Here is a 25,812-nt window from a genome sequence, read left to right as displayed (position 1 = left end):
AAAATTTAGTTTCAAAACTTTAGACCCAACTTTTAGTAAAAAGTTTAATTAATTAATATAATCTTTTGCTTTTTCTAAAACTTTTGGAATACCTCCAGGATTTCTACCACCAGCAGAAGCAAAGAAAGGTTGTCCACCTCCACCACCATGAATTAATTTGCCTAATTCTCTAACAACTTGACCTGCATTATAATTACGAGAAGCAACTAAATCTTTTGATATATAGCAAGTTAGTAAAGCTTTTTCTTTATTAGGTGCTGATGCAAATAATACAAATAAGTTTTGGTATTTACTACCTAAACTAAAAGCTAAATCTTTAATACCCCCAGCATCTAAATCTACTTTTGTAGCTAAAAAATGAACGCCATTTATTTCTTGAATTTCATTTTCTATATCTTTAGATAAATTAGAAGCTTTTTCTTTAAGAAGTTGCTCTACTTGTTTTTTTAATGATGCATTTTCTTCTTGTAAACTTTGAACAGCTTTAACAGGATTTTTTGTATTATTTAATAAATCTTTTACCTCATAAAGAGTTCTGTTATTATCAAAATAAAAATCTTTAACAGCATCATTAGTAATGGCTTCAATTCTTCTAATACCAGCTGCGACTGCACTTTCAGATTTTATTTTAAAGTGCCAAATGTCTGCAGTGTTTTCTACATGAGTTCCTCCACAAAGTTCTATAGATTTACCAAACTTTATAGCTCTCACAGTATCTCCATATTTTTCGCCAAATAAAGCCATTGCACCTTCTTCTATGGCTTGTTGCATTGGTATATTTCTTTTTTCTTCTAAAGGAAGTTTGCCAGCAATTCTTGCGTTTACAAAATTTTCTACATCTCTTAACTCTTCAACAGTAAGTTTAGAAAAATGAGAAAAATCGAAACGTAAATATTTAGAGTGTACTGCAGAACCTTTTTGCTCTACATGAGTTCCTAAAACTTCTCTTAATGCTTGATGCAGTAAATGTGTTGCTGTATGATTACACTCTGTTCTAAATCGTTGTTTTTCATCTACAACAGCTTTAAAAGTTTCATTTAGATGATTAGGTAAATTTTTGGTGAAATGAATAATGACATTATTTTCTTTTTTGGTGTCTGTAATGTAATTTACATCTCCATTTTTATCTTCTAAGTAACCTTTATCTCCTACTTGTCCTCCACCTTCTGGATAAAAAGGCGTTAAATTAAAAACGAGTTGATACATTTCTCCATCTTTTTTAGAAGTAACTTTTCTGTACTTAGTAATTTTTATGTTTGCTTCTAAATTATCATAACCAATAAACTCTTCTTCCTCATCATCTAAAAGAATTGTCCAATCTTCTGTTGATGTTTCACTAGCAGCTCTAGATCTATTTTTTTGTTTTTGTAATTCTTCTTCAAATCCTTTTTCATCTAAAGTAAATCCTTTTTCAGATAAAATTAATGCAGTTAAATCTATAGGAAAACCATATGTGTCATATAATTCAAATGCTTTTTTACCTGAGATTTCTTTAGTTTTAGAAGCATCAATGATGCCATCTAACAATAGTAATCCTTGTTCTAAAGTTCTTAAAAAAGAAGTTTCCTCTTCTTTAATTACATTTTCTATAAGTTGCTTTTGAGCTTTTAGTTCTGGGAAAGCTTGTCCCATTTTTTTACTTAAAATATCAACTAATCTAAAAATAAAAGGTTCTTTTTTATCAAGAAAAGTAAATCCATATCTTACTGCTCTTCTTAAAATTCTACGAATAACATAACCAGCACCAGTATTACTTGGTAATTGTCCATCTGCAATAGAAAAAGCAACAGCTCTAACATGGTCTGAAATTACACGAATAGCAATATCTTGCTTTTCATCTACTCTGTATTTAGTATTAGTAATGGTTTCAATTTCTCTAATAATTGGTGTAAAAACATCTGTATCATAGTTAGATTTTACATCTTGTAACACCATACAAAGACGTTCAAAACCCATTCCTGTATCTATGTGTTTATTTGGTAAATTTTCTAAGGTACCATTTGCTTTTCTATTGTACTGCATAAAAACCAAATTCCAAATTTCAACAACTTGAGGATGATCTTCATTTACAAGAGTTTTACCATCAACTTTTGCTTTTTCTTCAGGAGTTCTTATATCTACATGAATTTCAGAACAAGGTCCACAAGGTCCTTGATCTCCCATTTCCCAAAAATTATCTTTTTTATTTCCTTTTAAAATTCTGTCTTCAGTAATATATTGTTTCCAAATATTATAGGCTTCAGTGTCCATTTCTAGATTATCACCATCATTACTGCCTTCAAAAACAGTAACATATAAAATGTCTTTATCTATTTTATAAACTTCTGTCAATAATTCCCAAGCCCAAGCAATAGCTTCTTTTTTAAAATAATCTCCAAAAGACCAGTTGCCTAACATCTCAAATAAAGTGTGATGATAAGTGTCATAACCAACTTCTTCTAAATCATTATGTTTACCAGAAACACGCAAACATTTTTGAGTATCTGCAATTCTACTTTTTTTAGGAGTTCCATTACCTAAAAAATATTCTTTAAAAGGAGCCATTCCAGAATTTACAAATAGTAATGTAGGATCATCTTTTGTAACCATAGATGCAGAAGGCACAATTAAATGTTGTTTGCTTTTAAAAAACTCTAAAAAAGTTGCTCTAATTTCTTGAGAATTCATATAAATAACCTAATTATAAAGGTGATAAATTGTTAAATTATTTTTAAAATAACCCTTAAAAAATAGGGTTATAAAACATTTTGTAACTTTGTCTGTTCTAAACAATATAATAATACTATGCTTGCTTTTAAACAAGCACAAAAGTAGTACATTTAAAAATATGGCAAAAGTAAAATATTATTACGATGAAGAAACACTTTCTTACAGGAAGATTACTGTAAATAAAAGTGATTACTACAGACGTATACTATTTAGTTTTTTGGGAGTTTTATTAATTGCTTTTTTTGGTTTTATTGGTTTTAGTCAAATTATAACATCACCCTCAGAAAGAGCTCAAAAAAGAGAGCTAGAAAATTTAAAGTTTAACTACAAACTTTTAGCAAAAAGGTTAGAAGAGAGTGCAGTTATCTTAGATGAAATACAAGAAAGAGATAATAATATTTATAGAAGTTATTTTGAAGCAAATCCAATACCAGAAGAACAGCGTAAAGCTGGTTTTGGTGGGGTTAATAGATATAAAAATTTAGAAGGTTTTGATAATTCTGAAATGATTAAAAAACTAACTAAAGAAGTCGATATTTTATCTAAACAATTGGTTGTACAATCAAAATCTTTGGATGAAATTGTTTCTTTAGCAAAGAAAAAAGAAGACATGTTGGCTTCTATACCTGCATTATTACCAGTAAAAAAAGGAGATTTTTATGTAGCTTCTGGTTATAAAATGAGAATGCATCCTATTTTGAAAATTAATAAATTTCATAAAGGAATGGATTTTACTGCGCCTAAAGGAACACCAGTTTATGCATCTGGAAATGGAGTTGTTAACTTAGCACAAAGAAGTAGTACCTTTGGTAAAGTAATTTTTGTAGACCATGGATATGGTTATAGAACCATTTATGCACATTTAAGTAAAATGGTTGTTAGAAGAGGTGCTCAAGTTAAAAGAGGAGATTTAATTGGTTATGTAGGTAATACAGGTTTATCTGTGGCACCCCATTTACATTATGAAGTTCATAAGAATGGAATAGCACTTAACCCTATTAATTTTTATTATGGAGATTTATCTTTAGATGAATTTGCAGCTTTACAAAAAGACGCAGAAGAGAGTCAATCTTACGATTAAATATGCATGTAAATTTACCAGATAAACGTTATTATAAAATAGGAGAGGTTGCAAAAGCCTTTAACCTAAATACTTCACATATTCGTTTTTGGGAGAAAGAGTTTGATATCATTAAACCTAAGAAAAATGCTAAAGGCAATAGGTTATTTACAAAAGAAGATATCAATAATTTTAAACTAATTTATAATCTTGTAAAAGAAAGAGGGTTTACATTAGAAGGTGCCAAAAATAAGCTTAAGAAAAATCCTGATGATATTTTTAATAACCACGAAATCATTACTCGATTAGAAGGTGTAAAAGCAGAATTGCTAAAAATCAAAAACTCTTTATAGTTTTATTTTAAATAAATCTTACAGTTTTAGATATTGAATCAACTCACCTTGATATATATATTATGCATGCATAGTATTTTTTAGTATATTTGATGAGATAAGTATGTTTAAAAAACAACTTATCAAACATTAAAAATCACTTAAAAATTTAATATATGTCAAAAAAGTATGTAGACTTAGAAACATTGAAATACATACTTTATGATATTCATAAATTAGAAAACCTATTATCTAGAGAAAGATTTCAAGAGCACGATTTGGAGTCTTTAGATATGTTTATAGATTCAGTTAAAGAGTTTTCTGATAGAGAATTGTATCCTTATTTTCAAGAAATGGATGCTACTCCTGCATATCATAAAGATGGAACAGTAATTGTTCATGAGCAAGTACAAAAGGTAATGCATCAATCAGGTGAAATGGGAATAATTGCTGCCTGTTTTGATTACGAAGATGGAGGTTTACAAATGCCTATTTCTGCTTTTCAAGCTGCAGTATATATTATGGATGCAGCAAATAATCATTTACCTGGTTACCCAAGTTTAACTTTAGGAGCTGCTGAATTAATTATTGAGTTCGGAAACCAAAATTTAAAAGATGCTTATGTTCCTAACATGCTCTCAGGAGTTTGGGGAGGTACTATGTGTTTAACAGAGCCACAAGCAGGTAGTTCATTATCTGATATTGTAACAAAAGCTACCCCAACAGATAAGGGTTATTATAAAATTACGGGTCAGAAAATATTTATTTCTGGGGGTGATTACAAAGATGCAAAAAATATAGTGCATTTAGTTTTAGCTAGAATTGAAGGTGCACCAAAAGGGACTAAAGGAATTTCTCTTTTCGTAGTTCCTAAAAATAGAATTACTGAAGATGGATCTTTAGAGTATAATGATGTAATGACAGTAGCAGATTTCCAAAAAATGGGACAAAAAGGTTATTGTACAACACATTTAGGTTTTGGAGATAAAGATGATTGTAGAGGTTGGCTTGTTGGTACAGCACATAAAGGGTTAGCTCAAATGTTTTTAATGATGAATGGAGCTAGAATTGCAGTAGGTAGAGGAGCAGCAGCAATAGCTATGGCTGCTTACAGAACTTCTTTACAGTATGCAAATGAAAGACCTCAAGGACGAAAATTATCTTCTGATGGTAAGAAAAATCCTTCTGAAAAACAGAGTCTAATCATAGAACATCCAGATGTAAGAAGAATGTTGTTATTGCAAAAAGCTATTGTTGAAGGGTCTTTAAGTTTGGTGTTTTTAGCTTCAAAATATCAAGATATTTTAACAACTGCTAATTCAGCAGAAGAGAAAGAGAAATACCATTTATTATTAGAAATGATTATTCCTATTGTAAAGACATATCCTTCAGAAGCAGGAGCAGAATCTGTAGATAATGGATTACAAGTGTTAGGAGGCTATGGATTTTGTACAGATTTTACATTACAACAATATTATAGAGATATTCGTATTTCTGCCTTGTATGAAGGTACAACTGGTATACAATCTCAAGATTTATTAGGAAGAAAAGTACCTATGCAAAATGGAAAAGCATTAGAATTATTATCTGCTGAGATTGTAAAAACAATTATTGCAGCAACCAATGATGATAATTTAAAACCATATGCTACTGCTTTAGGTGAAAAATTAGAGTTGGCTAAAAAAGTAATTGGAAAATTAATGCCTTTTGCCATGAAAGGTAATTATGAGCGTTATTTGGCAGATGCAAATCTGTTTATGGAATATATGAGTATTGTTGTTTTAGGTTGGTTATGGTTAGAAATGGCTGTTGATGCAACAAACAAATTAGAAGACAAAAACAGAAGATATTCTACAACTTTTTATGAAAGTAAAATTCATACAATGAAATTTTATTTTAAATATGAAATTCCTAAAACAAATGCATTAGCAGAATCTTTAATGAGTGATGAAGAGGTTACAATAAAAACAGATAAAGAATATATTTTATAATGAATGTAAAAGAACAATTTAATCTTAAAGGTAAGGTTGCTATAATTACAGGTTCAAGCAAAGGAATAGGAAAATCGATTGCAAAAGCTCTTGCAGAACAAGGAGCACAAGTTGTTATTTCTAGTAGAAGTCAAGAAGCTTGTGATGAAGTAGCAGCAGCTTTTACAGATGAAGGATTAAAAGCAGTAGGAATTGCTTGTCATATAGGAAAAGAAGATCAACGTAAAAATTTGGTCAACAAAACTATTGAAGCTTTTGGACGAATTGATATTTTGGTTAATAATGCAGCAATCAATCCTGTTTTTGGTCCAATTGAAGATGTAGATCCAGAAATTTTTGATAAAATTATGGATGTAAATGTAAAAGCTCCTTGGTCTTTATCAAATTTAGTTTTACCACATTTTCAAACAAATAAAAAGGGTAGTATTATAAATATTGCCTCTGTAGAAGCATTAACTCCTGGTTTTGGTTTAGGATTATACAGTACTAGTAAAGCAGCTATTTTAATGCTGACAAAAAATCAAGCCAAAGAGTGGGGAAGATATGGTGTAAATGCCAATGCAATTTGTCCTGGTTTAATTAAAACGAAGTTTAGTGCAGCTCTTTGGACAAACGAAAAGATGCTAAATAAATTAGAAAAATCAATTCCAAGTGGACGAATGGGAATGCCAGAAGAAATGGTTGGTTTGGCTTGTTTACTAGCTTCAGATGCTGGTAATTATATGACTGGAGGTGTTTATACAGCTGATGGTGGATATATGATAGCAGGATAAAAAAAACTATTAAAATTGGAAGATAATAACCATCTTGAAGATTATTTAAAAAAACATTATATACACAGAAGTAACTGGTTAAGAGCTGCTGTACTTGGTGCTAATGATGGTATATTATCAACAGCTAGTTTAGCTATTGGAGTTGCTGCAGCAAGTAGTACAAGAGAGCCTATCATTTTAGCAACTTTTGCTGGCCTAGTTGCAGGTGCATTATCAATGGCAGCAGGTGAATATGTTTCTGTTAGTTCGCAAACAGATATTGAAAAAGCAGATATTGAAAGAGAACGAAAAGAATTAGAAAATACACCAGAATTAGAATTAAAAATTTTGACAAAAATCTATGAAGATAGAGGTCTAAAAAAAGAAACTGCTAAACAGGTAGCTAAAGAACTAACAGATTTTGATGCTTTAGGTGCACATACAAGAGATGAACTGGGTATTAATGAAGTATCAAAAGCAAACCCAATACAAGCAGCATTAGCTTCTGGTGCATCTTTTGTTTTTGGAGGTATTTTACCATTAGCAGTAGTGTATATTTTTCCTTTAAAAACAATTGAATTATACATTTATATTTCTTCGATTTTATTTTTAATTATTTTAGGAGCTTTTGCTGCAAAAACAGGAGGAGCAAAAATTATGAATTCAATTGTAAGAATTACTTTTTGGGGAACAATTACAATGGGAATTACAGCTTTATTAGGCTACATTTTTGGTGTTAATTTATAAACAAAATTATGGACTTCGAATACTCAGATAAATCAAAAGAATTACAACAAAAATTAACCAATTTTATTGAGAATCATATTGTACCAGTTGAAGAGGAGTTTTTAGCTTTTCAATCTGATAAAAATAATATGTGGAAACGATTTCCAAAAACAGAAATATTAAAACAAAAAGCTAAAGAAGCTGGGTTATGGAATTTATTTCTACCTAAAGATTATGGTGATTTAAGTCCTGGTTTAACCAATTTAGAATATGCACCTTTAGCAGAAATTATGGGAAAAAAAATCTGGATTTCAGAAATTTTTAATTGTTCTGCTCCAGATACTGGAAATATGGAAGTTTTGGCAAAATATGGTAATAAAGCTCAAAAAGAAGAATGGTTAAAACCTTTACTCAATGGAGAAATTAGATCTGCTTTTTTAATGACAGAACCTCAAGTGGCATCTTCAGACGCTACAAATATTGAGACTTCAATTGTTTTAGATGGTGATGAATATGTCATAAATGGAAGAAAATGGTGGAGTTCTGGAGCTATGGATCCACATTGTAAAGTAGCTATTGTTATGGGTAAAACAAACCCTGAAGCACATAGACATCAACAACAAAGTATGATTTTAGTACCTATAGATACTCCAGGATTAAAAATTTTACGCCCACTTTCTGTGTTAGGATTTTATGACTCACCTGAAGGACATGCAGAAATTATTTTAAATAATGTGAGAGTGCCAAAAGGTAATTTAATTCTTGGTGAAGGTAGAGGTTTCGAAATAGCTCAAGGACGTTTAGGACCTGGTAGAATACATCATTGTATGCGATTAATAGGTATGGCTCAATATGCTTTAGGATTGATGTCTAAAAGAACCCTAGAAAGAGAAACTTTTGGTAAAAAGTTTTACGAGTATAGTAGTATTCGTCATGAAATTGCAAAATCAGCTTGTGAAATTGAGCAAGCAAGACTATTAACTTTATCAGCAGCAGATAAAATGGATAAGGCTGGTAATAAAGAAGCAAAAGACATTATTGCTATGATAAAAATAGTAGCACCAAATATGGCTCAAAAAGTTATTGATAGAGCTATTCAAATTTTAGGAGGAAAAGGTGTTGGTCCAGATACCTATTTGGCACATTATTTTGCAATTGCTAGAATGTTACGTTTAGCAGATGGTCCAGATGAAGTACATATGTATCAACTTGGTAAAAGTTGTATAAAAAAATATGGACAATCATGAGCAATCAAAAAGTAAGAAAAGGAGAAGAATTACCAGAAATTCCTTTAAAAAAATATTTAAAAGAAATCAATTTAATTGAATCTATTGAAAGTGATTTAGTTGTAAAACAATTTACGCATGGATATTCCAATTTAACGTATTTGTTACAAATAGAAAATAAAGAATATGTACTAAGAAAACCACCAAAAGGAGCCATCAAAAGAGGTCATGATATGAGTCGTGAATTTAAAGTGCAAAGTGGTGTTGCTAAAGCTTTTTCTAAAGTACCTAAAATGTATGGTTTTTCTAATGATGAAAATATTCTAGGAAGTGATTTCTATATCATGGAAAAAATGGAAGGGATTATTCTTAATTATGCAGCAGCAAAATCAAGAAATATAACTTCAAATAATTATGAAACTATCGCCAATTCATGGTTAAATACATTAGTAGAATTACACAATGTGGATTATAAGTCTATAGGCTTAGAAGATTTAGGAAAACCTGAAGGCTATGTAGAAAGGCAAGTAACCAATTGGAGTAAACAATACGTAAAAGCAAAAACTGACGAATATCCAGAGGCAGATTTAGTGATGCAATGGATACAAGAAAATCAACCCAAAAAATACGATCATTGTTTAATACACAATGATTTTAAATATGATAATGTCGTTTTTAAAGATGATTCTTGGCAAGAAGTGAGTGCAGTTTTAGATTGGGAAATGGCTACTTTAGGAGATCCTTTAATGGATTTAGGAACCTCTTTAGGGTATTGGACAGTAGCCACAGACCATGATTTTGTAAAACAAGGGATACCTTCTCCTACCATTTTTGAAGGTAATCCAATAAGAAGTGAAATTGCTAAAATGTATGCTGAAAAGTCAGGAAGAAATTTAGAAAACCTAGTCTTTTATTATGCATTCGGATTGTTTAAAATAGCAGTGATTGCGCAACAAATCTATTTTCGATATAATAAAGGATGGACAACAGACCCACGTTTTGCAAACTTAAATAAAGCTGCTGAGTTATGCTGTAAATTAGCCTTAAAAGCTATTAAAACAAAATCTATTGACTGATGGAAATTAATAATGATAGTTTAGAAGTTTTATCAAATTTCGATGAAAATACTCCAGTTTTTATGATGAACTATTTAAATTATAAGGAAGTAGTTTCATCAACAGGTAAAACAGGTAAAGAGACTTATAATGATTACATGAAAGCTGCTTTTCCTTTTTTTCAAAAGATTCAAGCAGAAATTATTTTCAAGGGAAAACCACAAGTAACAATTATAGGTCCATCTAATGAGAAATTATGGGATGAGGTTTTAATTGTAAAATATGCTAATAAAAACGAATTTTTTAAGTTGATGCAATTCAAAGAATATCCAAGAGCATTAAGAGCATCAGCATTATCAGATTCAAGATTAATATTTTGTAAATAATATGGACGTAAAAAATAAAGTAGTTATAGTTACAGGTGCAGGTTCTGGTATAGGTAAAGCAATAGCAATTCATTTTGCTAAACATGGTGCAAAAGTGGTAGTTTCTGATATTAATTTAGAAAGTGCACAAAAAGTTGTTGATGAAATTGTAACAAATTTCGGAGAAGCGCTACCTATAAAAGCAAACGTTGCTGTTTTTAAAGAGGTAGAAAATTTAGTACAGCATACAGTTGCCAATTTTGGTAAGTTAGATGTGATTGTAAATAATGCAGGAATTGGACCTCATTTACTAAGGACACATGAGTCAACTTTAAGAGATTGGGATAGAGTAATCTCTGTAAATCAAACAGGTGTGTTTTATTGTATGAAAGTAGCATTACAACAATTTTTAGAACAAGGTTATGGTAATATTGTAAATATTGCTTCATTAGCAGGTTTAAAAGCATCACCAAATAATATTAGTTACAGTGCAAGTAAATTTGCAGTGGTTGGTATGACTAAGTCTGCAGCTATGGAATATGCTACAAAAAATATTAGAATAAATGCAGTTTGTCCTGGTTATACAGAATCTGCATTATTAACTCAATTAATAAATGCAAAACCAGAAATGGATGCTATTTTAAAAAGTGTAATACCTATGAAACGTTATGGAAAAGCAGAGGAAATTGCAGATGCTGTAGTTTGGTTAGCCTCAGAAAACACAAAGTTTATTACAGGACAAACTATAACTTTAGATGGTGGAACATCTCTTTAAATTTAAAGTGTGTAAATTTGACAATCAATAAAAATCAACATAAAAAATAAAATTTAGAAATTATGAAAAAATGGTTACCGTTAATAATTATAGGTGTTATTGTCTATTTAATATACAGTTGGGGTAAAGGCTTTAATAATGAGGCAGTTGTTTTACAAGAAGATGCAAAAACAAAATGGTCTAATGTAGAAAGTGCATATCAAAGAAGAAATGATTTAATTGGCAATTTGGTTAAAACAGTTCAAGGAGCAGCAGATTTTGAAAAAACTACATTAACAGATGTAATTAATGCAAGAGCTAAAGCAACTTCTGTTAATATTGATGCAGGTAATTTAACTGCAGAAAATATGGCTCAATTTCAACAAGCACAATCAGGTTTAACAGGGGCTTTATCTAAATTATTAGTTTCTGTAGAACGTTATCCAGAATTAAAAGCTAACCAAAACTTTTTAGAGTTACAGAGTCAATTAGAAGGTACAGAAAATCGAATAAATGTAGCAAGAGACCGTTTTAACGAAGATGTAAATAAGTACAATAAACACATCAAGGTCTTTCCAAACTCTTTATTAGCTGGTGTTTTTAATTTTGGTGAAATGTCAAGATATAAAGCAGATCCTGGTTCAGAAAAAGCCCCAGATGTAAACTTCGATTTTAATAAGAAAAAAGAATAGATGTCTTTAGTAGAAGAATTTTTAACCAAAGATGAAGAACAAGAAATTATTGAGGCTATACGAATAGCTGAAAAAAATACATCTGGTGAAATTCGAGTTCATATAGAAGCTACAACAGATAAAGATCATTTTGAACGTGCTTTAGAGGTTTTTCATTTGTTAAAAATGTTCAATACTAAAGATGAAAATGGAGTACTAATTTATGTAGCTGTAGAAGATCATAAATTTGTTATTTATGGTGATAAAGGCATTAATAATGTGGTCGATAAAGATTTTTGGGATTCCACTAAAAATATTATGCAAAATCATTTTAAAAATGCTGATTTTAAGCAAGGTTTAGTTGACGGAATACTTAAAGCAGGAGAAGAGTTGAAAGCTCATTTTCCTTGGAGTATTGATGATGAAAACGAACTATCTAATGAGATTTCTAAAGGATAATGATAAACAAACACAAACCATATTTATTAGTTTTATTTGCGTTTTTATTTTCATTTTCGCTCTTTTCTCAGGGTTTTCAAATTCCAGAAAAACCTAAATTTCAGACCAGTGTTTATGATTATGTCAATCTTCTAAATGCAAATCAAAAATCAAATTTAGAGCAAAAATTAATTCGTTATTCAGATACGACTTCAACACAGATTGTTGTTGTTGTAATTTCATCAACAGAAGGAGAAAATATTAATTATTTGGCTGCTAATTGGGGAGAAAAATGGGGAATAGGTGATGCTGAAAAAGATAATGGGGTTATCCTATTATTAGCTAAAGATGATAAGAAAATTGCTATTCAAAATGGTAAAGGAGTAGAGTATTTACTTACTGACTTTCAATCAAAGAGAATTATAGAAAGAGTTATAATTCCTGAATTTAGAAAAGGAGATTTTTATGGAGGTCTAGATAAAGGTGTTGATTATATTTTTAAAACACTGCAAGGCGAGTTTACAGGCTCAAGAAAACAAAAATCAAAAGACTTTGATCCAGGGATTATTGTTTTTGTGATTATGATAATTATCTTCTTTATTTTAATTTCTAGAGGTAACAAAAACAATAGAGGAGGAGGTAGAAGATACAGAAGAGGTTCTGTTGCTGATGCTATTTTAGAAACCATCATATTATCTAACGCTGGTAGAGGTGGAGGAAGTTTTGGTGGTGGCTTTGGTGGTCGTTCTTCAGGAGGTGGTTCTTTTGGAGGAGGTGGTTTTGGTGGCGGATTTGGAGGTGGTTCTTTTGGTGGAGGAGGAGCTTCTGGTGGCTGGTAAATAAATTTTTACTTTTTAAAATACGTTTTATAATCTACTTTATGTTTATAAAAAAACTACTTTTTTTACTTACAATCTTTATCTTTTTTAGCTGTCAAAATTTTGGGCAACTAAAGTTTATTGAAGATCTACCTAAGTTTCTAGATGAAGTTTCTGGTACAGAATACATACAAAGTTCAAATTTAGTTTGGATGTTAAATGATAGTGGAAATCAACCTAAATTATATGCATTTACTAAAGAAGGAAAATTCTTAAGAGAAGTATATGTAAAAACAAAAAATAACGATTGGGAGGATTTAACATCAGATGATTTAGGAAACTTATATATAGGTGATTTTGGAAATAATGATAATGATAGAAAGCATTTAAAGATCTATAAAGTAGCCAAAGAGTATTTGACAAAAAAAAATGCAGAAGTCGAAGAAATTGCTTTTGAATATGAAAATCAAAATAAATTTCCTCCTAAAAAGAAAGATCGTTTTTTTGATGCAGAAAGTTTCTTTTACTACAATAACCATTTTTACATTTTTACAAAAAGTAGAGTAAAAAAAGAGTATGGTAAAACTTTTTTATATAAGATTCCAGCTACAAAAGGAAAACATACTGCAAAACTTATTGGAGAGTTTGACAATGGTAAAAAAAATGATTCTTGGATAACCTCTGTAGATATTTCTGATGATGGAAAAAAAGTTATATTACTTTCTCAAAAAAATATTTTAGTGTTTTCAGAGTTTAAAGACGATCAATTTTTATCTGGTAAAGTAAAAGAAATAGATCTAAAACACTATTCTCAAAAAGAAAGCATTAGCTTTATAGATAATAATAATATACTTATTACAGATGAAAAGTCTGGTGGAGAAGGTGGTAACTTATATCAATTAAAAATTGATTAAAAATTGATATAATAATAAACCCCAACCCAATACTAAAAACAAACCTCCTAATGGAGTAATCGGTCCTAAAAACTTCATCTTTTTATGATTTGCTGCTGATAATACTAAACCGTAAATTGAAAAAGAAAATAGAAATACTCCTATAATAAAGCTGTAAATAATATATATATCAATACTTGAACTCTCTTTTAAATTAAACCCTAGAACCAACAATGTAATTGCATGATACATTTGGTATTTAACTCCAGTTTCAAAACTCTGTAACTGATCTTGAGTTAATTTTTTCTTTAATAAATGAGCTCCAAAAGCTCCAAAAACAATTGATAACATTCCAAATAAGGAACCAAAAAATAATGCTATATCATTCATATTAAAAATCGAAACCTAAACTAAATTCTAATCGAGAACCGTCTATACTATTAAAATAACCAATACTACCAACAAACATATTTGCAGCATTAAAGAAAACACCACCACCCTTAGATGTGTGAAGTTTAGTAATATTATTTGGTATTAATAATCTGTCATTAGGTGTCCCCCAAACTTTACCATAATCAAAACCACCATAAATACCAATACTTAAAGGTAATAATCCTGTTTTAAATCTACTCATATTCCATCTTAAATCAGTGGTGTGAACAAACGAATTTTTTCCATTAAAACGTTCATTTCTAAAACCCCTTAAACCTTCATTTGCTCCAATATTAGCTGCTTGATAGAACTCAAAATCGTTTCCAAAATTAAAATGTCCTTTTACTTTAGAAGCAAGTACTAATTTGCCATTAGGAATTACCTTATGATCTATAGCTAAAGAACTGATATTATACCCAAAATTTCTACTTTCATTTAAGTTAGTAGTATACCCTAGTTTAGTTTCAAACTCTACACCTAATGTAGGGAAAGCTTCATTATCTGTATGTCTGTAATAATAGCCAGCTTCTAGATTAGCAAACTGTTGTGTAGAAAAAAGTCTATTGTTTTGGTTGAATTCAGTTTCTAAAAAACGACCAGGAGTTCTTTCTACATTAAAACTTTGATAATCTAATGCTACTTTAATTTTTGCTCCTAAATGACCTCTCCATTGTAAAAAAGAACCCACATTAAATCGTTCTATTCTAACTCTATTAAAATCTAAATTAGGATCTTCTTTTTGTGCTTCTGGATTTAAAGTGTTATTTCCAAGACCAAAATAGTTTCTAGCAAAGTTAGGGCTATTATAACCTGCTTGTAAACCTAAATTCCAATGCTTAAATACATTTGCAAATTCACCAGAATATTTAAGTTCATATCCTTGTGTAGCAAAGAAGTAAAAGCCAGAGATTTCATGTTTAGATGTAAAAGGATTTCTATCAAAACCATTTACTAAAATAATATTCTTTAAACCTACTTTTATACCATCATCTGGGTTAAAACCTATTGCAGGTGAAATTGTGTTTGATGAACTTTTTAATTTTTTATATTCAAAAGTATTAGTATCATAATCATCTGTCAGTTTTTTAGATACATTAGGAGTTTTAAAAGTATTTTTTTTAGATTTTTGATCGTAAATTTTTATGTTTTTTGGTGCTTTAATATCATAAATGTCATTATTTAAACCACCAATAATTTTTAGTTTTATTGAATTTTTTCCATTGTATCCAGTAACGTTAAATACATCATCATCATCAAGGCCATAAATCCAAATTTCTTTGGTTATTTTTTTAGAAAACCTTCTTTCTATAACAATATCAGATTTTTTACCATCTTTAATTCTATAAATTGTAATTTTTGTATCTCCGTTTACAAAACGTTCAATATCAAACCAATCGTCTTTATTTGTACCAGTAATTACTTGAAATTCATTTAAGTATTTGTAATAGCGATCAGAAATCTTTTGAAGGTTACTTCTTCTACCTTTAAGTTTTCTTTTAATATCATTAACGGTTTCATCTTTTACTTCATCAGGAAATTTATTCATTGCATCTTCAATAACTTCATCTGTAATTTGTGATTGAATTCTTGCAACTTGCTTGTCCCAAATTTCTTTATTAGCATTTATAAGCAACATATCTAAAGGATATGCAGAATAACTAAACCATTTTGGTGCTTTTAAATCTTCATTATAAGAACGCATACCTCTTAAACCTGGCATTACACTTGTTAAGAATCTTAGTAAAAAACCATCACCAAAAACAGAAAAGGCTTGATCTCTATCTCTTGGTACTGGTCTGTATACAATTTTATCTCCTTCTTTAAATTCAGCCCATCTCCATTGATCTTGGTGTCTATCCCAATCTCCAATTAACATATCAAACAATCTAGCTCTTATGTATGTTTCTTGGTCTAATACATATTTTTCATCTTTTAATAGATTTTTTCTTAAATCATCTGTACTTATAAGATTGTTAGAAAAACCAAAATTTTTCTTATCTCCATGACCTTCATCAGTTCTTTCTTCAATCATATATAATTCATCACCATAATCAACATTAAATTCACCTAAACTTTTTTGCTTTGGCACGTAATATAATACTGGCTTTGTATGATAAATATCTATGGCTTCAGCTAATTTATCAATTGTAAATGGAGCATAAGGATGTGAGCCTGTAAATACATCCATTAACAAACTTTCTGTAAAAGTATCTTCGAACATACCTTCTACATATTGATCTTTAAATACAACAGCTTGTAAATATTGCACTGCATTTTTACGAAGAGCTCTCATTACATACTCTCTACCTTGTTTGTCTTTTAATCTTAATGATTTTGATTGATGACCTCCACCTCTTCTCATTGGAGTTAAGCCACCTAATAATGTGTCTAAACTAACTGTTGGGGCTAAAATTTTTTTACCAAAATATTTACGATAACGTTCTCCCCATATAAAATTGTAAAAACCAGTTTTATTTACTTCATTATCTGAATAAACAGATGCTTTTTTTACTTTTAGTTTTGCGTTTGGGAAGTCTTTAAAATAATGTTTACTATCAGCATTAAATACATTAGCTTCAAAAACTATTTTTTTATCTTTTGCAGTGTAAAAATGTACTGTAGAAGAACCATCTTTATAAACATCTAACCTAGCAAATCCTTGAGTACCATAACCAAAAACTCCTCCATTTACATTTTTAACAGCAGTCATTTTAGAACCTGAGCCGCTTACAATTTGAGGCAAATTATCTCTTACAATATATTGTAAACTATGTTCGTGTCCAGAAACAAAAAGAATTTTTTCGTTTTCTTGAGCTATCGTTATTATTCTATTTCTTAATTCGTTGTATTTTTCGTTTTGTTGATCTGTATCTGTAACACCAGATGTTTTTCTTAAAATATTTAAAGCACTACCTAAAATAGGAGTGGGTTTCATGTGGCTTTTAAAAGAATAAAAACCTCCATGAGGACCATTAGTAAACATTGGGTGGTGTAATGCAACAATAGTAGTTTTTCCTTGAGATTTTTTTATTTCGCCTTCAAATTCTTCAAAAAATTTAGTTCTAGTTTTAATTTCACATTTGTCATTAATTCCAGGATGTTTGTTCCAATTAGTTACATACCAATGAGAATCTACTACAATAATGTTGATATCTTTATTAACTTCAATTCTCTCTATTGGGCAACCATTATCTGGTTCAAAACTTTTCTTTTTTAATGCATCTTCAACTAGTTTTTCTTGTTTTTTTAAGCCATCTAAACCACTATACCAATCATGATTTCCTGGGATAAATAAAGTTCTTCCTGGAAACTTTTTTGCAATATCTATTTGAACATCTAGCCTGTGTTTTGCAAGTTTATATAACTTGTCTTTTTTATTAGGTATACCTTTTGGGTAAACATTATCTCCAAGAAAAATTAAGGTAGAATTTTTCTTAGCTTTAGTAATTTCTTTTTCTAAAAGTACAAGTGCTGAATCTTTCTTAGATAACTCAGAATTACCTGCATCTCCAATTAAATAAAATGAATGTAATACTTCTGATTCTTTATTTGGTTTAAAGGTGTGACCTTCTTTAATCTGCATTTTAATTGTAGCACAAGAAATGAATATACTAGTGGTAAAAATATAGAAGAGTAATCTAGAAAATTTCATTGTATATTTTATTTGTTATAATCAATTAGATCCTTATTTGTATCTATATCTACTAGATTAGTTTTAAAAGACTCGAAAATAATACTTTTTGGTTTGTTTTTGAGTATTTCTCTTGCTCCTTTATCTCCTTTAATGATTTTTAATTCTTTAAAAAATGATTTAGGAAATAGAGCAGGTACACCAGCTTTTCCATCATAATTTGTTGCAATAATTTTTGTTTTGTGTTCATTAAACGTCTTAATTATTGATAAAAAGTATTCAGTTTCTATGGCAGGTTGATCTCCTAAAACAAATAAAACGCCATCATAATTAAGATTTTTTTTCTCAAAAAATTCTATACAAATACTAATGCTAGAGCTTAATCCTTTTTCATAGTTAAGATTATCAATTACTACTGTATTATTAAAATGAATTTCTTCTAAAATTAAATCTTTATTTGCACCTAAAACACAATACGTGTCCTCGGAAATAGATTCGATTTTATCTAATGTAATTTTTAATAAAGGTTCATTATTTATTCTTATGATCTGTTTTGCAAAACCCATTCTTAGAGATTTGCCTGCAGCCAAAATAACAATAGCAATTTTAGACATTTAAGAATTGTGAATTTTATCAGTTATATTTCTTAAATAAAAAGGCTCTTTGTTTCTAATAACAGACAGTATTTCTGCAATAATAGAAATAGCAATCTCTTCAGGAGTTTGTGCTCCAATATGTAAACCAGCAGGCGTGTAAATTTGATCTAAAAATTCTTCAGATATGTCAGGTACAAACTCAAAAAGTTCATTAAATAAACGTTCTCTTCTTTTAGGTGCCCCTAAAATTCCAATGTATTTTGGACGATATTTACTAAGTTTTGTAACGTATTTTAAGTCTTGTACGTAACTATGATTCATAATTACAATAGCTGTATTTTCTTCAATCCCTGAAAAAGATATAGTCTCAGGGCTTTCACCAGCAACACTTTTTGCTCCAGGAAAATCATGCAATGTTTTAGGATCTTTTGCAGAAGTAATAACTTCAATCTCCCAACCTAAATTAGCTGCTATTTTACATAACTTTACTGCATCATGCTCTCCACCAATGATAATTAATCTAAATGCAGGTTGCAGTATTTGTGTAAAACAATCGAATTCATTTTTAGGATTAATTGTAGCATCTAAAAATTGAAATTTCTTATTATTTTCAAACGTTACTATAGACCCAAAATCACCAGAAGTTTCATCCTTTTTAATAAAGTAACTTTCTATTTTTAAAGATTCTCTTTTTGAGGTTGCTTTGGTAAAATCTTCTAAAAACTCTTTTTTAATAGTAAAAGGCTCTAATAAAATATATAAGATACCTTCACAGCCAAGTCTGTATCTACCATCGTAAGTAATAATTTTAGCTGTATTGTTTTCAAAAACAGCTTTTGAACGATGAATTATTTCCTTTTCTACACAACCACCACTAACAGCACCTACAGAATTTAAATCTTCAGAAATTAACATTCTTACACCTGGCTTTCTGTAAGAAGAACCGTCTAAAAAAACAACAGAAGCCAAAACATTTTTTAATCCTTTTTCTTGATTAATTAATGCTTGATGTATTATTTCTTTTAGTTCGTGTATCATATAAGTTGTAGTAGATAACTAAATTACTTTTTTTATTTAAGAACTACAAGAAAGCATAGAACAACCTATTTTATTTCTAGCCCATTCAGGTCTTTTTGCAAACCATTTTTCATTTTCTGGTTGTTCTTTGTATGGTTTTTTTAGCAATTGGTATAATTCATCAATTAATTTGTAATCACCCTTATTTGCATCATCTATTGCTAATTGTGCCATGTAATTTCTTAAAACATATTTAGGATTAACAGCATCCATTTTTTCTTTTCTTTCTAGATGAGTTAAATTTTCTTTTTCTAATCTGTTTTGATATTTTAAAAACCAATTATTCCAAGAGATTTTAATTTCTTCAGAAATATGATTAACATCATAAAAAGCATTTTCAATTAATTTAAAAGCAACATTAGCTTCTTTAAAATTACTTAAAACTCTAAAGAAAATAGTCATATCTGTTTCTGTTAATTGTAAATTATCTTCTAAGTTATGAATCAGCTCAATGTCATTTTTATCATTATTAAAAAGTCCTAATTTAGACTTCATCATCTGTAATGATTTATTTTCAAAATCAATTTTATATTGGTTTAATATATCTTCTAAAGGTTTTGCATCTTCAATTAATGGGTATAATGCATTTGCTAATTGATATAAATTCCATAAACCAATGTTAGGTTGATTACCATATCTATATCTTTTGTTTTGTCTGTCTGTGGTATTGGGTGTCCAACCAAAATCGAAACCTTCTAACCATCCATAAGGTCCATAATCTATAGTTAAACCTAAAATAGACATGTTGTCTGTATTCATAACTCCATGAACAAAACCAACTCTTTGCCAATGAATAATCATATCTAAAGTACGTTCAGAAACCTCCTTAAAAAAATTGACATATGTTTCTTTTGATGGATTCCCTAGATGAGAAAAATGATGTTTTATTGTATAATCAGTTAAGATTTTTAAATTTTTTACATCATTTCTAGCAGCAAAAATTTCAAAGTTTCCAAAACGTAAAAAAGATGGTGATATTCTAGAAACTATAGCTCCTTTTTCATAAGCTGGATTTCCATTATACATAACATCTCGTAAAACTTGGTCTCCAGTTAAACTTAAAGACAACGATCTTGTTGTAGGTACACCCAAATGAAACATAGCTTCTGCACATAAATATTCTCTTATAGATGAGCGTAAAACAGCTAAACCATCTGCAGACCTAGAATAAGGAGTTTCACCTGCGCCTTTTAATTGTACTTTCCAGTTTTTGTTATTGTGTTCAACTTCAAATAAATTGATGGCTCTTCCATCACCTAATTGTCCTGCCCATTGACCAAATTGATGACCTGCATAACACATAGCATAGGGCTTTGTATTTGGATATATTTTATTACCAGTAACAATATCTTTAAAGAATTCAGATTTTAAATCATCTGCAGAAAGACCTAATTCATTTGCCATCTCAATTGATGTATGAATAACTTTTGGATCTTTTGTTTTTTTTGGATTTACATAAGAAAAAACAGCTTCAGTAACTTGTCTTCTTGAGTTTTCAAGAATTGGATCTGAAGGTAATTCTTTTGTAAAATTGTCTTTGATGTTTAAAATCATGCTAGTTTATCTGAATGTAGTTTTCTTAACTTAGAAAGTTTTGGTTCTATAACGTAAGTACAATAACCATAACCAATATTGTTTTTATAAAAATCTTGATGTTCTTGTTCAGCATCATAAAAAATAGGTAACTCACTTATTTCTGTAACAATTTTATCATTAAAATAAGGTTGTAATTGCGATAAAACCTCTTTTGCTATTCTATGTTGATTTTCATCATGATAAAAAATTACTGATCTGTATTGTGTACCTCTATCTGCACCTTGTCTGTTTAGTGTTGTAGGATCATGAGTAGTCATAAAAATGACTAAAATATCTTGATAAGAAATTACATCTGCATCAAATGTTATTTGAATAACTTCTGCATGACCAGTTAAACCAGAACAAATTTCTCTGTACGTAGGTTTGCCTGGTGCATTACCACCTGCATAACCAGAATTTACTTTTTTAACTCCTTTTACTTCTTGAAACACAGCTTCTGTGCACCAAAAACAGCCTCCACCAACTGTAGCAACTTGTAGGTTATTCATCTGTCTTATCTAAAACCATTGATTCTGAATTAATACAATAACGTAAACCACTTGGTTCTGGTCCATCAGGAAAAACATGACCCAAATGAGCATCACAAATATTACAAAGTACTTCAACTCTAACCATACCAAAAGAAATGTCTTTATGGTACTTTATAGCATTTTCTTTTATAGGTTGTGTAAAGCTAGGCCAGCCACTACTAGAATTAAATTTAATTGATGAATCGAATAATGGAGTATTACAACAAACACAATTATATTTACCTTCATCATAAATGCTACAAAGTGCTCCAGAATGTGGTCTCTCTGTTCCTTTTAGTCTTGTAATTCTAAACTGTTCTGGAGTTAAAATTTCTTTCCATTCTTGTTCAGTTTTTTCAACTTTTTTATCGGGTTTTAAGTTTCCTTTATTGGTGTAGCTGATAATATCTTTCCATGTAATCATATAATATTCTTTTAGATTTCGTTTGTCTCAAAAATCACTATAAAATTACAACTAAAATAGCGCAATTAAAAGTTGATTAATTTCACTATTTTTGAATGTAAATTTTTTTGAGATGAGTGAATTAATTGAAAAGGCAGAACTTTATGTTTTAAATTTTTTAAACAAAAATTTAAATAAAAATTATATATATCATAATATTTCTCACACTCAAAGGGTTGTTGGTAAAACCAATGAAATTTGTGAAAGTATAGAGGTCTCAGAAGAAGATAAAAATAAAGTACTTATTGCAGCATGGTTTCATGACATAGGATTTATTCATGGTGCAGAAGACCATGAGGAAGAAAGTGTTAAAATTGCAACAAAATGGTTAAAAGAAAACAAAGTTTCTGATGAAGATATAGAAATAATATCTAACATTATTTTAGCCACTAAAATGGGTGCAACACCCACTTCTCTTTTAGAAAAAATTATAATTGATGCAGATTGTGCACATTTAGCTTCTAAGAAGTTTTTTGATTATGCTGCACTTTTAAGAAAAGAGTGGGAGTTAACTGGTGCAAAAAAATTTACTGATGAAGGATGGATAAAAGAGAATATTCATTTCTTTACAGATACTCAAAAATTTCATACAGATTATGCTTTAAAAAACTGGAGTAAAGCCAAAGCTAAAAACTTGGCGAAGTTGATAAAAAATCAAAAAAGCTTAAAAAAAGATTTAAGAAAATTTAATCAAAAAGAAGCATCTCTTCAAATTAAAAAACATAAAGTAGAATCTCCAGAAAGAGGTATAGAAACTATGTTTAGAGTGGCTTTAAGAAATCATATTACTTTAAGTGATATTGCAGATACAAAAGCTAATATTTTACTGTCTGTAAATGCAATTATTATATCTATGTCTTTTTCAACATTAATTCCAAAATTAGATAATCCATCAAACGATTATTTATTAGTGCCTTCTGTTATATTTATCTTATTTACAGTTGCTTGTATGATACTTTCTATTATGGCTACAAGACCAAATGTTACTCAAGGAAAATTTACGAAAGAAGATGTTGCTAATAAAAAAGTGAACTTAATCTTCTTTGGAAACTTTCATAAAATGAAGTTAGATGAGTTTGAGTGGGGAATTTCTGAAATGATGAAAGATAGAGATTATTTATATGGTTCTTTAACCAAAGATTTATATTTCTTAGGGCTAGTTTTAAATAGAAAATACGGCTTATTAAGAATAACCTACACAGTTTTTATGATAGGTATAATAGTAAGTGTTATAGCATTTGCGCTTGCTTTTAGAATGCAAGAAATTACGCCTGTTTAAGATTCGATTTGAGTTAAAAGCTCTTCTAAAGTTATACTTGTTTTACCATCAAAATCTTTTTGATAAATAACTTCTACACGTAAAGCTTTTAAACCAGAAACTCCTTGTAAATCTTCTAATTGTAAGTATTCTATATTACCCAGTAAATCTTTAGATTGTAAAAAGTTAATGTATTTAATATATTCTAAAGCATCTTTATCTTGAGAATAAACAATTGCAATTTTACCAGGAACAGTTAAGCGTTCTTCTGTGCCTTTTATAAATGCTTTGTCAATTCTTTTTTTAATGATTTCGTATCTAATATTGTAAGCACCATCTACATCAAATTGTTTTTCATCCATTCTAAATTTAATAGCCATAGGATTATTATGAATTAGAATTAAAGAAGCAACTCTTAATTCATGATTCATATTTTGTAGTTGGTTGTAAGCAATGTTTTCCATTTCGCAAATGGTTTGTAATTGCCATAATCTTAAATTAAATAAATAGATGTCATCAAAACTATCTTCTTTAGTAATAGACTGACCTATATACATGTTAAATTCGACACCATCTGTAACATATCTCTCAAAATAATGAGGGTACATTTTTTGAGCTTCTTTTTGTTTTTTATCAATAAAACTTGCTAGTTTTTCATTTAAAAGAGTAACACTATCTTCATATTCTTTTCTCTTTTCGTAGACTACTTCTAAATCATCATCTAAACGATCCATATACACGTCTACTTTTTCATGAAGTGATGGACTTAAAACTCTAATATGACCAAAAATTGGATATATTTCTCTTTTTAAGAAATCTAAAATATTTATTTCATCTCCAGCATTTAAACCACTTTTTACATCTTTTAGATAAGTAGAAACTCTAAACATTAACTCTTTGTAAATAGGTAAGTTTTCTTTTTCGCAAGCTTCTTTTAAAACATTTATAGCAAGGTTTAATTGTGTTGTTAAATCTTCTTGTATAGCATTATTTCTTGCATCAGAAGAGCCTTTAATATCACACTGTCCAAATAATGGATAAACATCATCAAAAACAATTTCTTCTAATTTTGCATTTTCATTAGACTGTAATTCTTCATAATACTTTTCTGCAGCTTCATAAAAACGCCATTTAACTGCACTATGAATAGAGGTGTAATTTTCTTGAATAGTTGCTTCTAAAATATTTAGTCTTTCTTCTGAAGATCTTTTTACAGCAGCTTCAAAAACAGGAATAATATCTTTTAATTTATTAATGTTAACAGAATTTAAATCATAAGATCTTGGAGAAGCTATTTCTAAAAGTGCTAAATCACCATTTACTGTTGCTTTTATTGGTATAATTATAATACTTTTTATACCTGAGTTATATAGTGTTTTATAAAAACCATTTTCATTAGTAGCTTGCCCATATTCACCAACGTCAGAGATGATAAAAGTTTCATGTTCTACAAAAACTTTTTGCATGATACTATCACAAAAATAAGATGAAGAGCAATTTATTTCGTCATTATTATTTAAGATAATACTGTTTGTTCTTTTAATTTTATTTTGACAAATTTTATGGTTGATATTGTCAAAAATAGAATAGCCTAATAATAAATCTTTTATGCTATAAAAATCTCTTAAATTATTTTGAAGTCTGTAAATTAAATTGTCACCTCCAGATAATAAGTTGGCTTTTATGGTAGATACCATTTCTTCTGAAGTAACATCAAATAAACTAATTAATCCAAAACCTTTAAAAACATAGCTATTTGGAGGGAATTTCTCTTTCCAAATATCAATATTATCATAGTTGTTTAAGAGATGTCTAAAATCTTCTTGTGTTAATTTTGGTGCGTTTGCAGTTGGTGTAATTTCAGAAAAATCTGCGTTAAAAGTAGCTCTGTAATATTTCATTGTTCCAGTTGTTTTGTCTGGAATATCAAAATAAAAAGGTCTTTTAACATCTACCTTAAAATCATAAACAGTTGCTAGTATATAGGTACATGCCATAATGTACATACTGTCTTCTTCAAAGTTTCTTACTTTTAATTTATAATCGTCTCCAGCATTATTTAAAATGTTTTGAAAACGAGTTGTAAATTTAAATGAGGTGAAAGAAAAAGGAACAGTTGCTGCTTTAATTTCATTTAAAAGTAAAGGTTCTGGAAATAATGGATCTAGTACTAAATTTATTTCTTTACTATATTTTTCTAAAAGATCTTCATCTTTAAAACCGTCTTTTAAATCTTTATTATTAAAAAAGACATTAACCATTTTGTTTGCTGCTTCATAAAATGGATGATCAGAAAAATCCTCATGAGAGTATTTCTCAAACAAAGACAAAACTTTATTAAAAGAAATATGGAGTTCTAAAGGTAACTCCACATGAGAAACATTATTAGATATTTTTACATTCATGCAAACAAAATATTATGTGCAAATTTACGTAATTGTAAGTTAACATCTGTTTAGA

General features: G+C 29.2%; 23 protein-coding genes. 14 read left to right on the top strand and 9 right to left on the bottom strand.

What is annotated here, in order from left to right; all coding sequences use genetic code 11:
* Positions 1-48: 48 nt before the first annotated feature.
* Entirely contained in the window at positions 49-2,667 is a 2,619-nt protein-coding gene (gene alaS / locus ACFOWD_RS00585; protein ID WP_377407249.1) for an alanine--tRNA ligase, read from the bottom strand.
* Positions 2,668-2,827: 160 nt separating this feature from the next.
* Here alaS and ACFOWD_RS00580 point away from each other — a divergent pair, with 160 nt between their 5' ends.
* The 13 genes from ACFOWD_RS00580 to ACFOWD_RS00520 all read left to right on the top strand — a co-directional run bounded on the left by ACFOWD_RS00580 (position 2,828) and on the right by ACFOWD_RS00520 (position 13,811).
* Entirely contained in the window at positions 2,828-3,790 is a 963-nt protein-coding gene (locus ACFOWD_RS00580; protein WP_377407247.1) for a M23 family metallopeptidase, read from the top strand.
* Between the two features lie 2 nt (positions 3,791-3,792).
* A complete protein-coding gene (locus ACFOWD_RS00575; protein WP_298988862.1) occupies positions 3,793-4,122 on the top strand; it encodes a MerR family transcriptional regulator in 330 nt (109 codons plus the stop codon).
* 155 nt (positions 4,123-4,277) lie between these two features.
* Positions 4,278-6,092 carry an acyl-CoA dehydrogenase gene (locus ACFOWD_RS00570; protein WP_377407245.1) on the top strand — a complete coding sequence of 605 codons (1,815 nt, stop codon included), beginning with the start codon at positions 4,278-4,280 and terminating at the stop codon, positions 6,090-6,092.
* A complete protein-coding gene (locus tag ACFOWD_RS00565; RefSeq protein WP_377407243.1) occupies positions 6,092-6,865 on the top strand; it encodes an SDR family NAD(P)-dependent oxidoreductase in 774 nt (257 codons plus the stop codon). Before ACFOWD_RS00570 ends, ACFOWD_RS00565 begins: the two co-directional genes overlap by 1 nt.
* 15 nt (positions 6,866-6,880) lie before the next feature.
* Positions 6,881-7,591, top strand: a complete 711-nt coding sequence (locus ACFOWD_RS00560) for a VIT1/CCC1 transporter family protein (RefSeq protein WP_298988852.1) — start codon at positions 6,881-6,883, stop codon at positions 7,589-7,591.
* 8 nt (positions 7,592-7,599) lie between these two features.
* Positions 7,600-8,817 carry an acyl-CoA dehydrogenase family protein gene (locus tag ACFOWD_RS00555; RefSeq protein WP_377407240.1) on the top strand — a complete coding sequence of 406 codons (1,218 nt, stop codon included), beginning with the start codon at positions 7,600-7,602 and terminating at the stop codon, positions 8,815-8,817.
* Complete coding sequence (locus ACFOWD_RS00550; RefSeq protein WP_377407238.1) at positions 8,814-9,872, top strand: phosphotransferase family protein; 1,059 nt, start codon at positions 8,814-8,816, stop codon at positions 9,870-9,872. Before ACFOWD_RS00555 ends, ACFOWD_RS00550 begins: the two co-directional genes overlap by 4 nt.
* Complete coding sequence (locus tag ACFOWD_RS00545; RefSeq protein ID WP_377407236.1) at positions 9,872-10,237, top strand: hypothetical protein; 366 nt, start codon at positions 9,872-9,874, stop codon at positions 10,235-10,237. Before ACFOWD_RS00550 ends, ACFOWD_RS00545 begins: the two co-directional genes overlap by 1 nt.
* A gap of 1 nt (position 10,238) precedes the next feature.
* Entirely contained in the window at positions 10,239-10,991 is a 753-nt protein-coding gene (locus ACFOWD_RS00540; protein WP_377407234.1) for an SDR family NAD(P)-dependent oxidoreductase, read from the top strand.
* 62 nt (positions 10,992-11,053) lie between these two features.
* Positions 11,054-11,662, top strand: a complete 609-nt coding sequence (locus ACFOWD_RS00535) for a LemA family protein (RefSeq protein ID WP_377407232.1) — start codon at positions 11,054-11,056, stop codon at positions 11,660-11,662.
* On the top strand, positions 11,663-12,100 hold the full coding sequence (locus ACFOWD_RS00530) for a TPM domain-containing protein (RefSeq protein WP_298988833.1): 438 nt from the start codon (positions 11,663-11,665) through the stop codon (positions 12,098-12,100). It begins immediately after the preceding gene.
* Positions 12,100-12,918, top strand: a complete 819-nt coding sequence (locus tag ACFOWD_RS00525) for a TPM domain-containing protein (protein ID WP_377407230.1) — start codon at positions 12,100-12,102, stop codon at positions 12,916-12,918. Before ACFOWD_RS00530 ends, ACFOWD_RS00525 begins: the two co-directional genes overlap by 1 nt.
* A gap of 41 nt (positions 12,919-12,959) precedes the next feature.
* Positions 12,960-13,811 (top strand): hypothetical protein, encoded by an 852-nt coding sequence (locus ACFOWD_RS00520; protein WP_377407228.1) that lies wholly within the window; start codon positions 12,960-12,962, stop codon positions 13,809-13,811.
* Here the strand turns inward: ACFOWD_RS00520 and ACFOWD_RS00515 are convergent.
* The 7 genes from ACFOWD_RS00515 to msrB are packed head-to-tail and all read right to left on the bottom strand — an operon-like array spanning position 13,797 to position 22,055.
* Positions 13,797-14,180 (bottom strand): DUF423 domain-containing protein, encoded by a 384-nt coding sequence (locus ACFOWD_RS00515; RefSeq protein ID WP_377407226.1) that lies wholly within the window; start codon positions 14,178-14,180, stop codon positions 13,797-13,799. The genes ACFOWD_RS00520 and ACFOWD_RS00515 overlap by 15 nt on opposite strands.
* 1 nt (position 14,181) lies before the next feature.
* Positions 14,182-17,874, bottom strand: a complete 3,693-nt coding sequence (locus ACFOWD_RS00510; protein ID WP_377407224.1) for a metallophosphoesterase — start codon at positions 17,872-17,874, stop codon at positions 14,182-14,184.
* Positions 17,875-17,882: 8 nt separating this feature from the next.
* Positions 17,883-18,467, bottom strand: coding sequence for a nucleotidyltransferase family protein (locus ACFOWD_RS00505; RefSeq protein ID WP_377407222.1), 585 nt, complete (start codon positions 18,465-18,467; stop codon positions 17,883-17,885).
* On the bottom strand, positions 18,468-19,487 hold the full coding sequence (locus tag ACFOWD_RS00500; RefSeq protein ID WP_377407220.1) for an XdhC family protein: 1,020 nt from the start codon (positions 19,485-19,487) through the stop codon (positions 18,468-18,470).
* Positions 19,488-19,523: 36 nt separating this feature from the next.
* Positions 19,524-21,080 carry a protein adenylyltransferase SelO gene (locus tag ACFOWD_RS00495; RefSeq protein WP_377407219.1) on the bottom strand — a complete coding sequence of 519 codons (1,557 nt, stop codon included), beginning with the start codon at positions 21,078-21,080 and terminating at the stop codon, positions 19,524-19,526.
* Positions 21,077-21,610 carry a peptide-methionine (S)-S-oxide reductase MsrA gene (gene msrA / locus ACFOWD_RS00490; protein WP_377407217.1) on the bottom strand — a complete coding sequence of 178 codons (534 nt, stop codon included), beginning with the start codon at positions 21,608-21,610 and terminating at the stop codon, positions 21,077-21,079. The genes ACFOWD_RS00495 and msrA overlap by 4 nt, the downstream gene beginning before the upstream one ends.
* Positions 21,603-22,055, bottom strand: a complete 453-nt coding sequence (gene msrB, locus ACFOWD_RS00485; RefSeq protein ID WP_377407214.1) for a peptide-methionine (R)-S-oxide reductase MsrB — start codon at positions 22,053-22,055, stop codon at positions 21,603-21,605. Before msrB ends, msrA begins: the two co-directional genes overlap by 8 nt.
* A gap of 112 nt (positions 22,056-22,167) precedes the next feature.
* Here msrB and ACFOWD_RS00480 point away from each other — a divergent pair, with 112 nt between their 5' ends.
* Positions 22,168-23,373 (top strand): Pycsar system effector family protein, encoded by a 1,206-nt coding sequence (locus ACFOWD_RS00480; RefSeq protein WP_377407212.1) that lies wholly within the window; start codon positions 22,168-22,170, stop codon positions 23,371-23,373.
* Here the strand turns inward: ACFOWD_RS00480 and ACFOWD_RS00475 are convergent.
* Positions 23,370-25,757 (bottom strand): GAF domain-containing protein, encoded by a 2,388-nt coding sequence (locus ACFOWD_RS00475; RefSeq protein WP_377407210.1) that lies wholly within the window; start codon positions 25,755-25,757, stop codon positions 23,370-23,372. The genes ACFOWD_RS00480 and ACFOWD_RS00475 overlap by 4 nt on opposite strands.
* Positions 25,758-25,812: the final 55 nt, after the last annotated feature.

The organism is Polaribacter marinivivus, from assembly GCF_042651285.1.
GTDB classification, from domain to species: domain Bacteria; phylum Bacteroidota; class Bacteroidia; order Flavobacteriales; family Flavobacteriaceae; genus Polaribacter; species Polaribacter marinivivus.
The sequence above is the reverse complement of the archived record's forward strand: the minus strand, read 5'-3'. Positions and strand labels throughout refer to the sequence as shown.

Bases quoted from the DNA above. Each gene is read 5' to 3' on its own strand.
- alaS (WP_377407249.1), bottom strand. From the start codon at position 2,667: ATGAATTCTCAAGAAATTAGAGCAACTTTTTTAGAGTTTTTTAAAAGC.
- ACFOWD_RS00580 (WP_377407247.1), top strand. From the start codon at position 2,828: ATGGCAAAAGTAAAATATTATTACGATGAAGAAACACTTTCTTACAGG.
- ACFOWD_RS00575 (WP_298988862.1), top strand. From the start codon at position 3,793: ATGCATGTAAATTTACCAGATAAACGTTATTATAAAATAGGAGAGGTT.
- ACFOWD_RS00570 (WP_377407245.1), top strand. From the start codon at position 4,278: ATGTCAAAAAAGTATGTAGACTTAGAAACATTGAAATACATACTTTAT.
- ACFOWD_RS00565 (WP_377407243.1), top strand. From the start codon at position 6,092: ATGAATGTAAAAGAACAATTTAATCTTAAAGGTAAGGTTGCTATAATT.
- ACFOWD_RS00555 (WP_377407240.1), top strand. From the start codon at position 7,600: ATGGACTTCGAATACTCAGATAAATCAAAAGAATTACAACAAAAATTA.
- ACFOWD_RS00550 (WP_377407238.1), top strand. From the start codon at position 8,814: ATGAGCAATCAAAAAGTAAGAAAAGGAGAAGAATTACCAGAAATTCCT.
- ACFOWD_RS00545 (WP_377407236.1), top strand. From the start codon at position 9,872: ATGGAAATTAATAATGATAGTTTAGAAGTTTTATCAAATTTCGATGAA.
- ACFOWD_RS00540 (WP_377407234.1), top strand. From the start codon at position 10,239: ATGGACGTAAAAAATAAAGTAGTTATAGTTACAGGTGCAGGTTCTGGT.
- ACFOWD_RS00535 (WP_377407232.1), top strand. From the start codon at position 11,054: ATGAAAAAATGGTTACCGTTAATAATTATAGGTGTTATTGTCTATTTA.
- ACFOWD_RS00530 (WP_298988833.1), top strand. From the start codon at position 11,663: ATGTCTTTAGTAGAAGAATTTTTAACCAAAGATGAAGAACAAGAAATT.
- ACFOWD_RS00525 (WP_377407230.1), top strand. From the start codon at position 12,100: ATGATAAACAAACACAAACCATATTTATTAGTTTTATTTGCGTTTTTA.
- ACFOWD_RS00520 (WP_377407228.1), top strand. From the start codon at position 12,960: ATGTTTATAAAAAAACTACTTTTTTTACTTACAATCTTTATCTTTTTT.
- ACFOWD_RS00515 (WP_377407226.1), bottom strand. From the start codon at position 14,180: ATGAATGATATAGCATTATTTTTTGGTTCCTTATTTGGAATGTTATCA.
- ACFOWD_RS00510 (WP_377407224.1), bottom strand. From the start codon at position 17,874: ATGAAATTTTCTAGATTACTCTTCTATATTTTTACCACTAGTATATTC.
- ACFOWD_RS00505 (WP_377407222.1), bottom strand. From the start codon at position 18,467: ATGTCTAAAATTGCTATTGTTATTTTGGCTGCAGGCAAATCTCTAAGA.
- ACFOWD_RS00500 (WP_377407220.1), bottom strand. From the start codon at position 19,487: ATGATACACGAACTAAAAGAAATAATACATCAAGCATTAATTAATCAA.
- ACFOWD_RS00495 (WP_377407219.1), bottom strand. From the start codon at position 21,080: ATGATTTTAAACATCAAAGACAATTTTACAAAAGAATTACCTTCAGAT.
- msrA (WP_377407217.1), bottom strand. From the start codon at position 21,610: ATGAATAACCTACAAGTTGCTACAGTTGGTGGAGGCTGTTTTTGGTGC.
- msrB (WP_377407214.1), bottom strand. From the start codon at position 22,055: ATGATTACATGGAAAGATATTATCAGCTACACCAATAAAGGAAACTTA.
- ACFOWD_RS00480 (WP_377407212.1), top strand. From the start codon at position 22,168: ATGAGTGAATTAATTGAAAAGGCAGAACTTTATGTTTTAAATTTTTTA.
- ACFOWD_RS00475 (WP_377407210.1), bottom strand. From the start codon at position 25,757: ATGAATGTAAAAATATCTAATAATGTTTCTCATGTGGAGTTACCTTTA.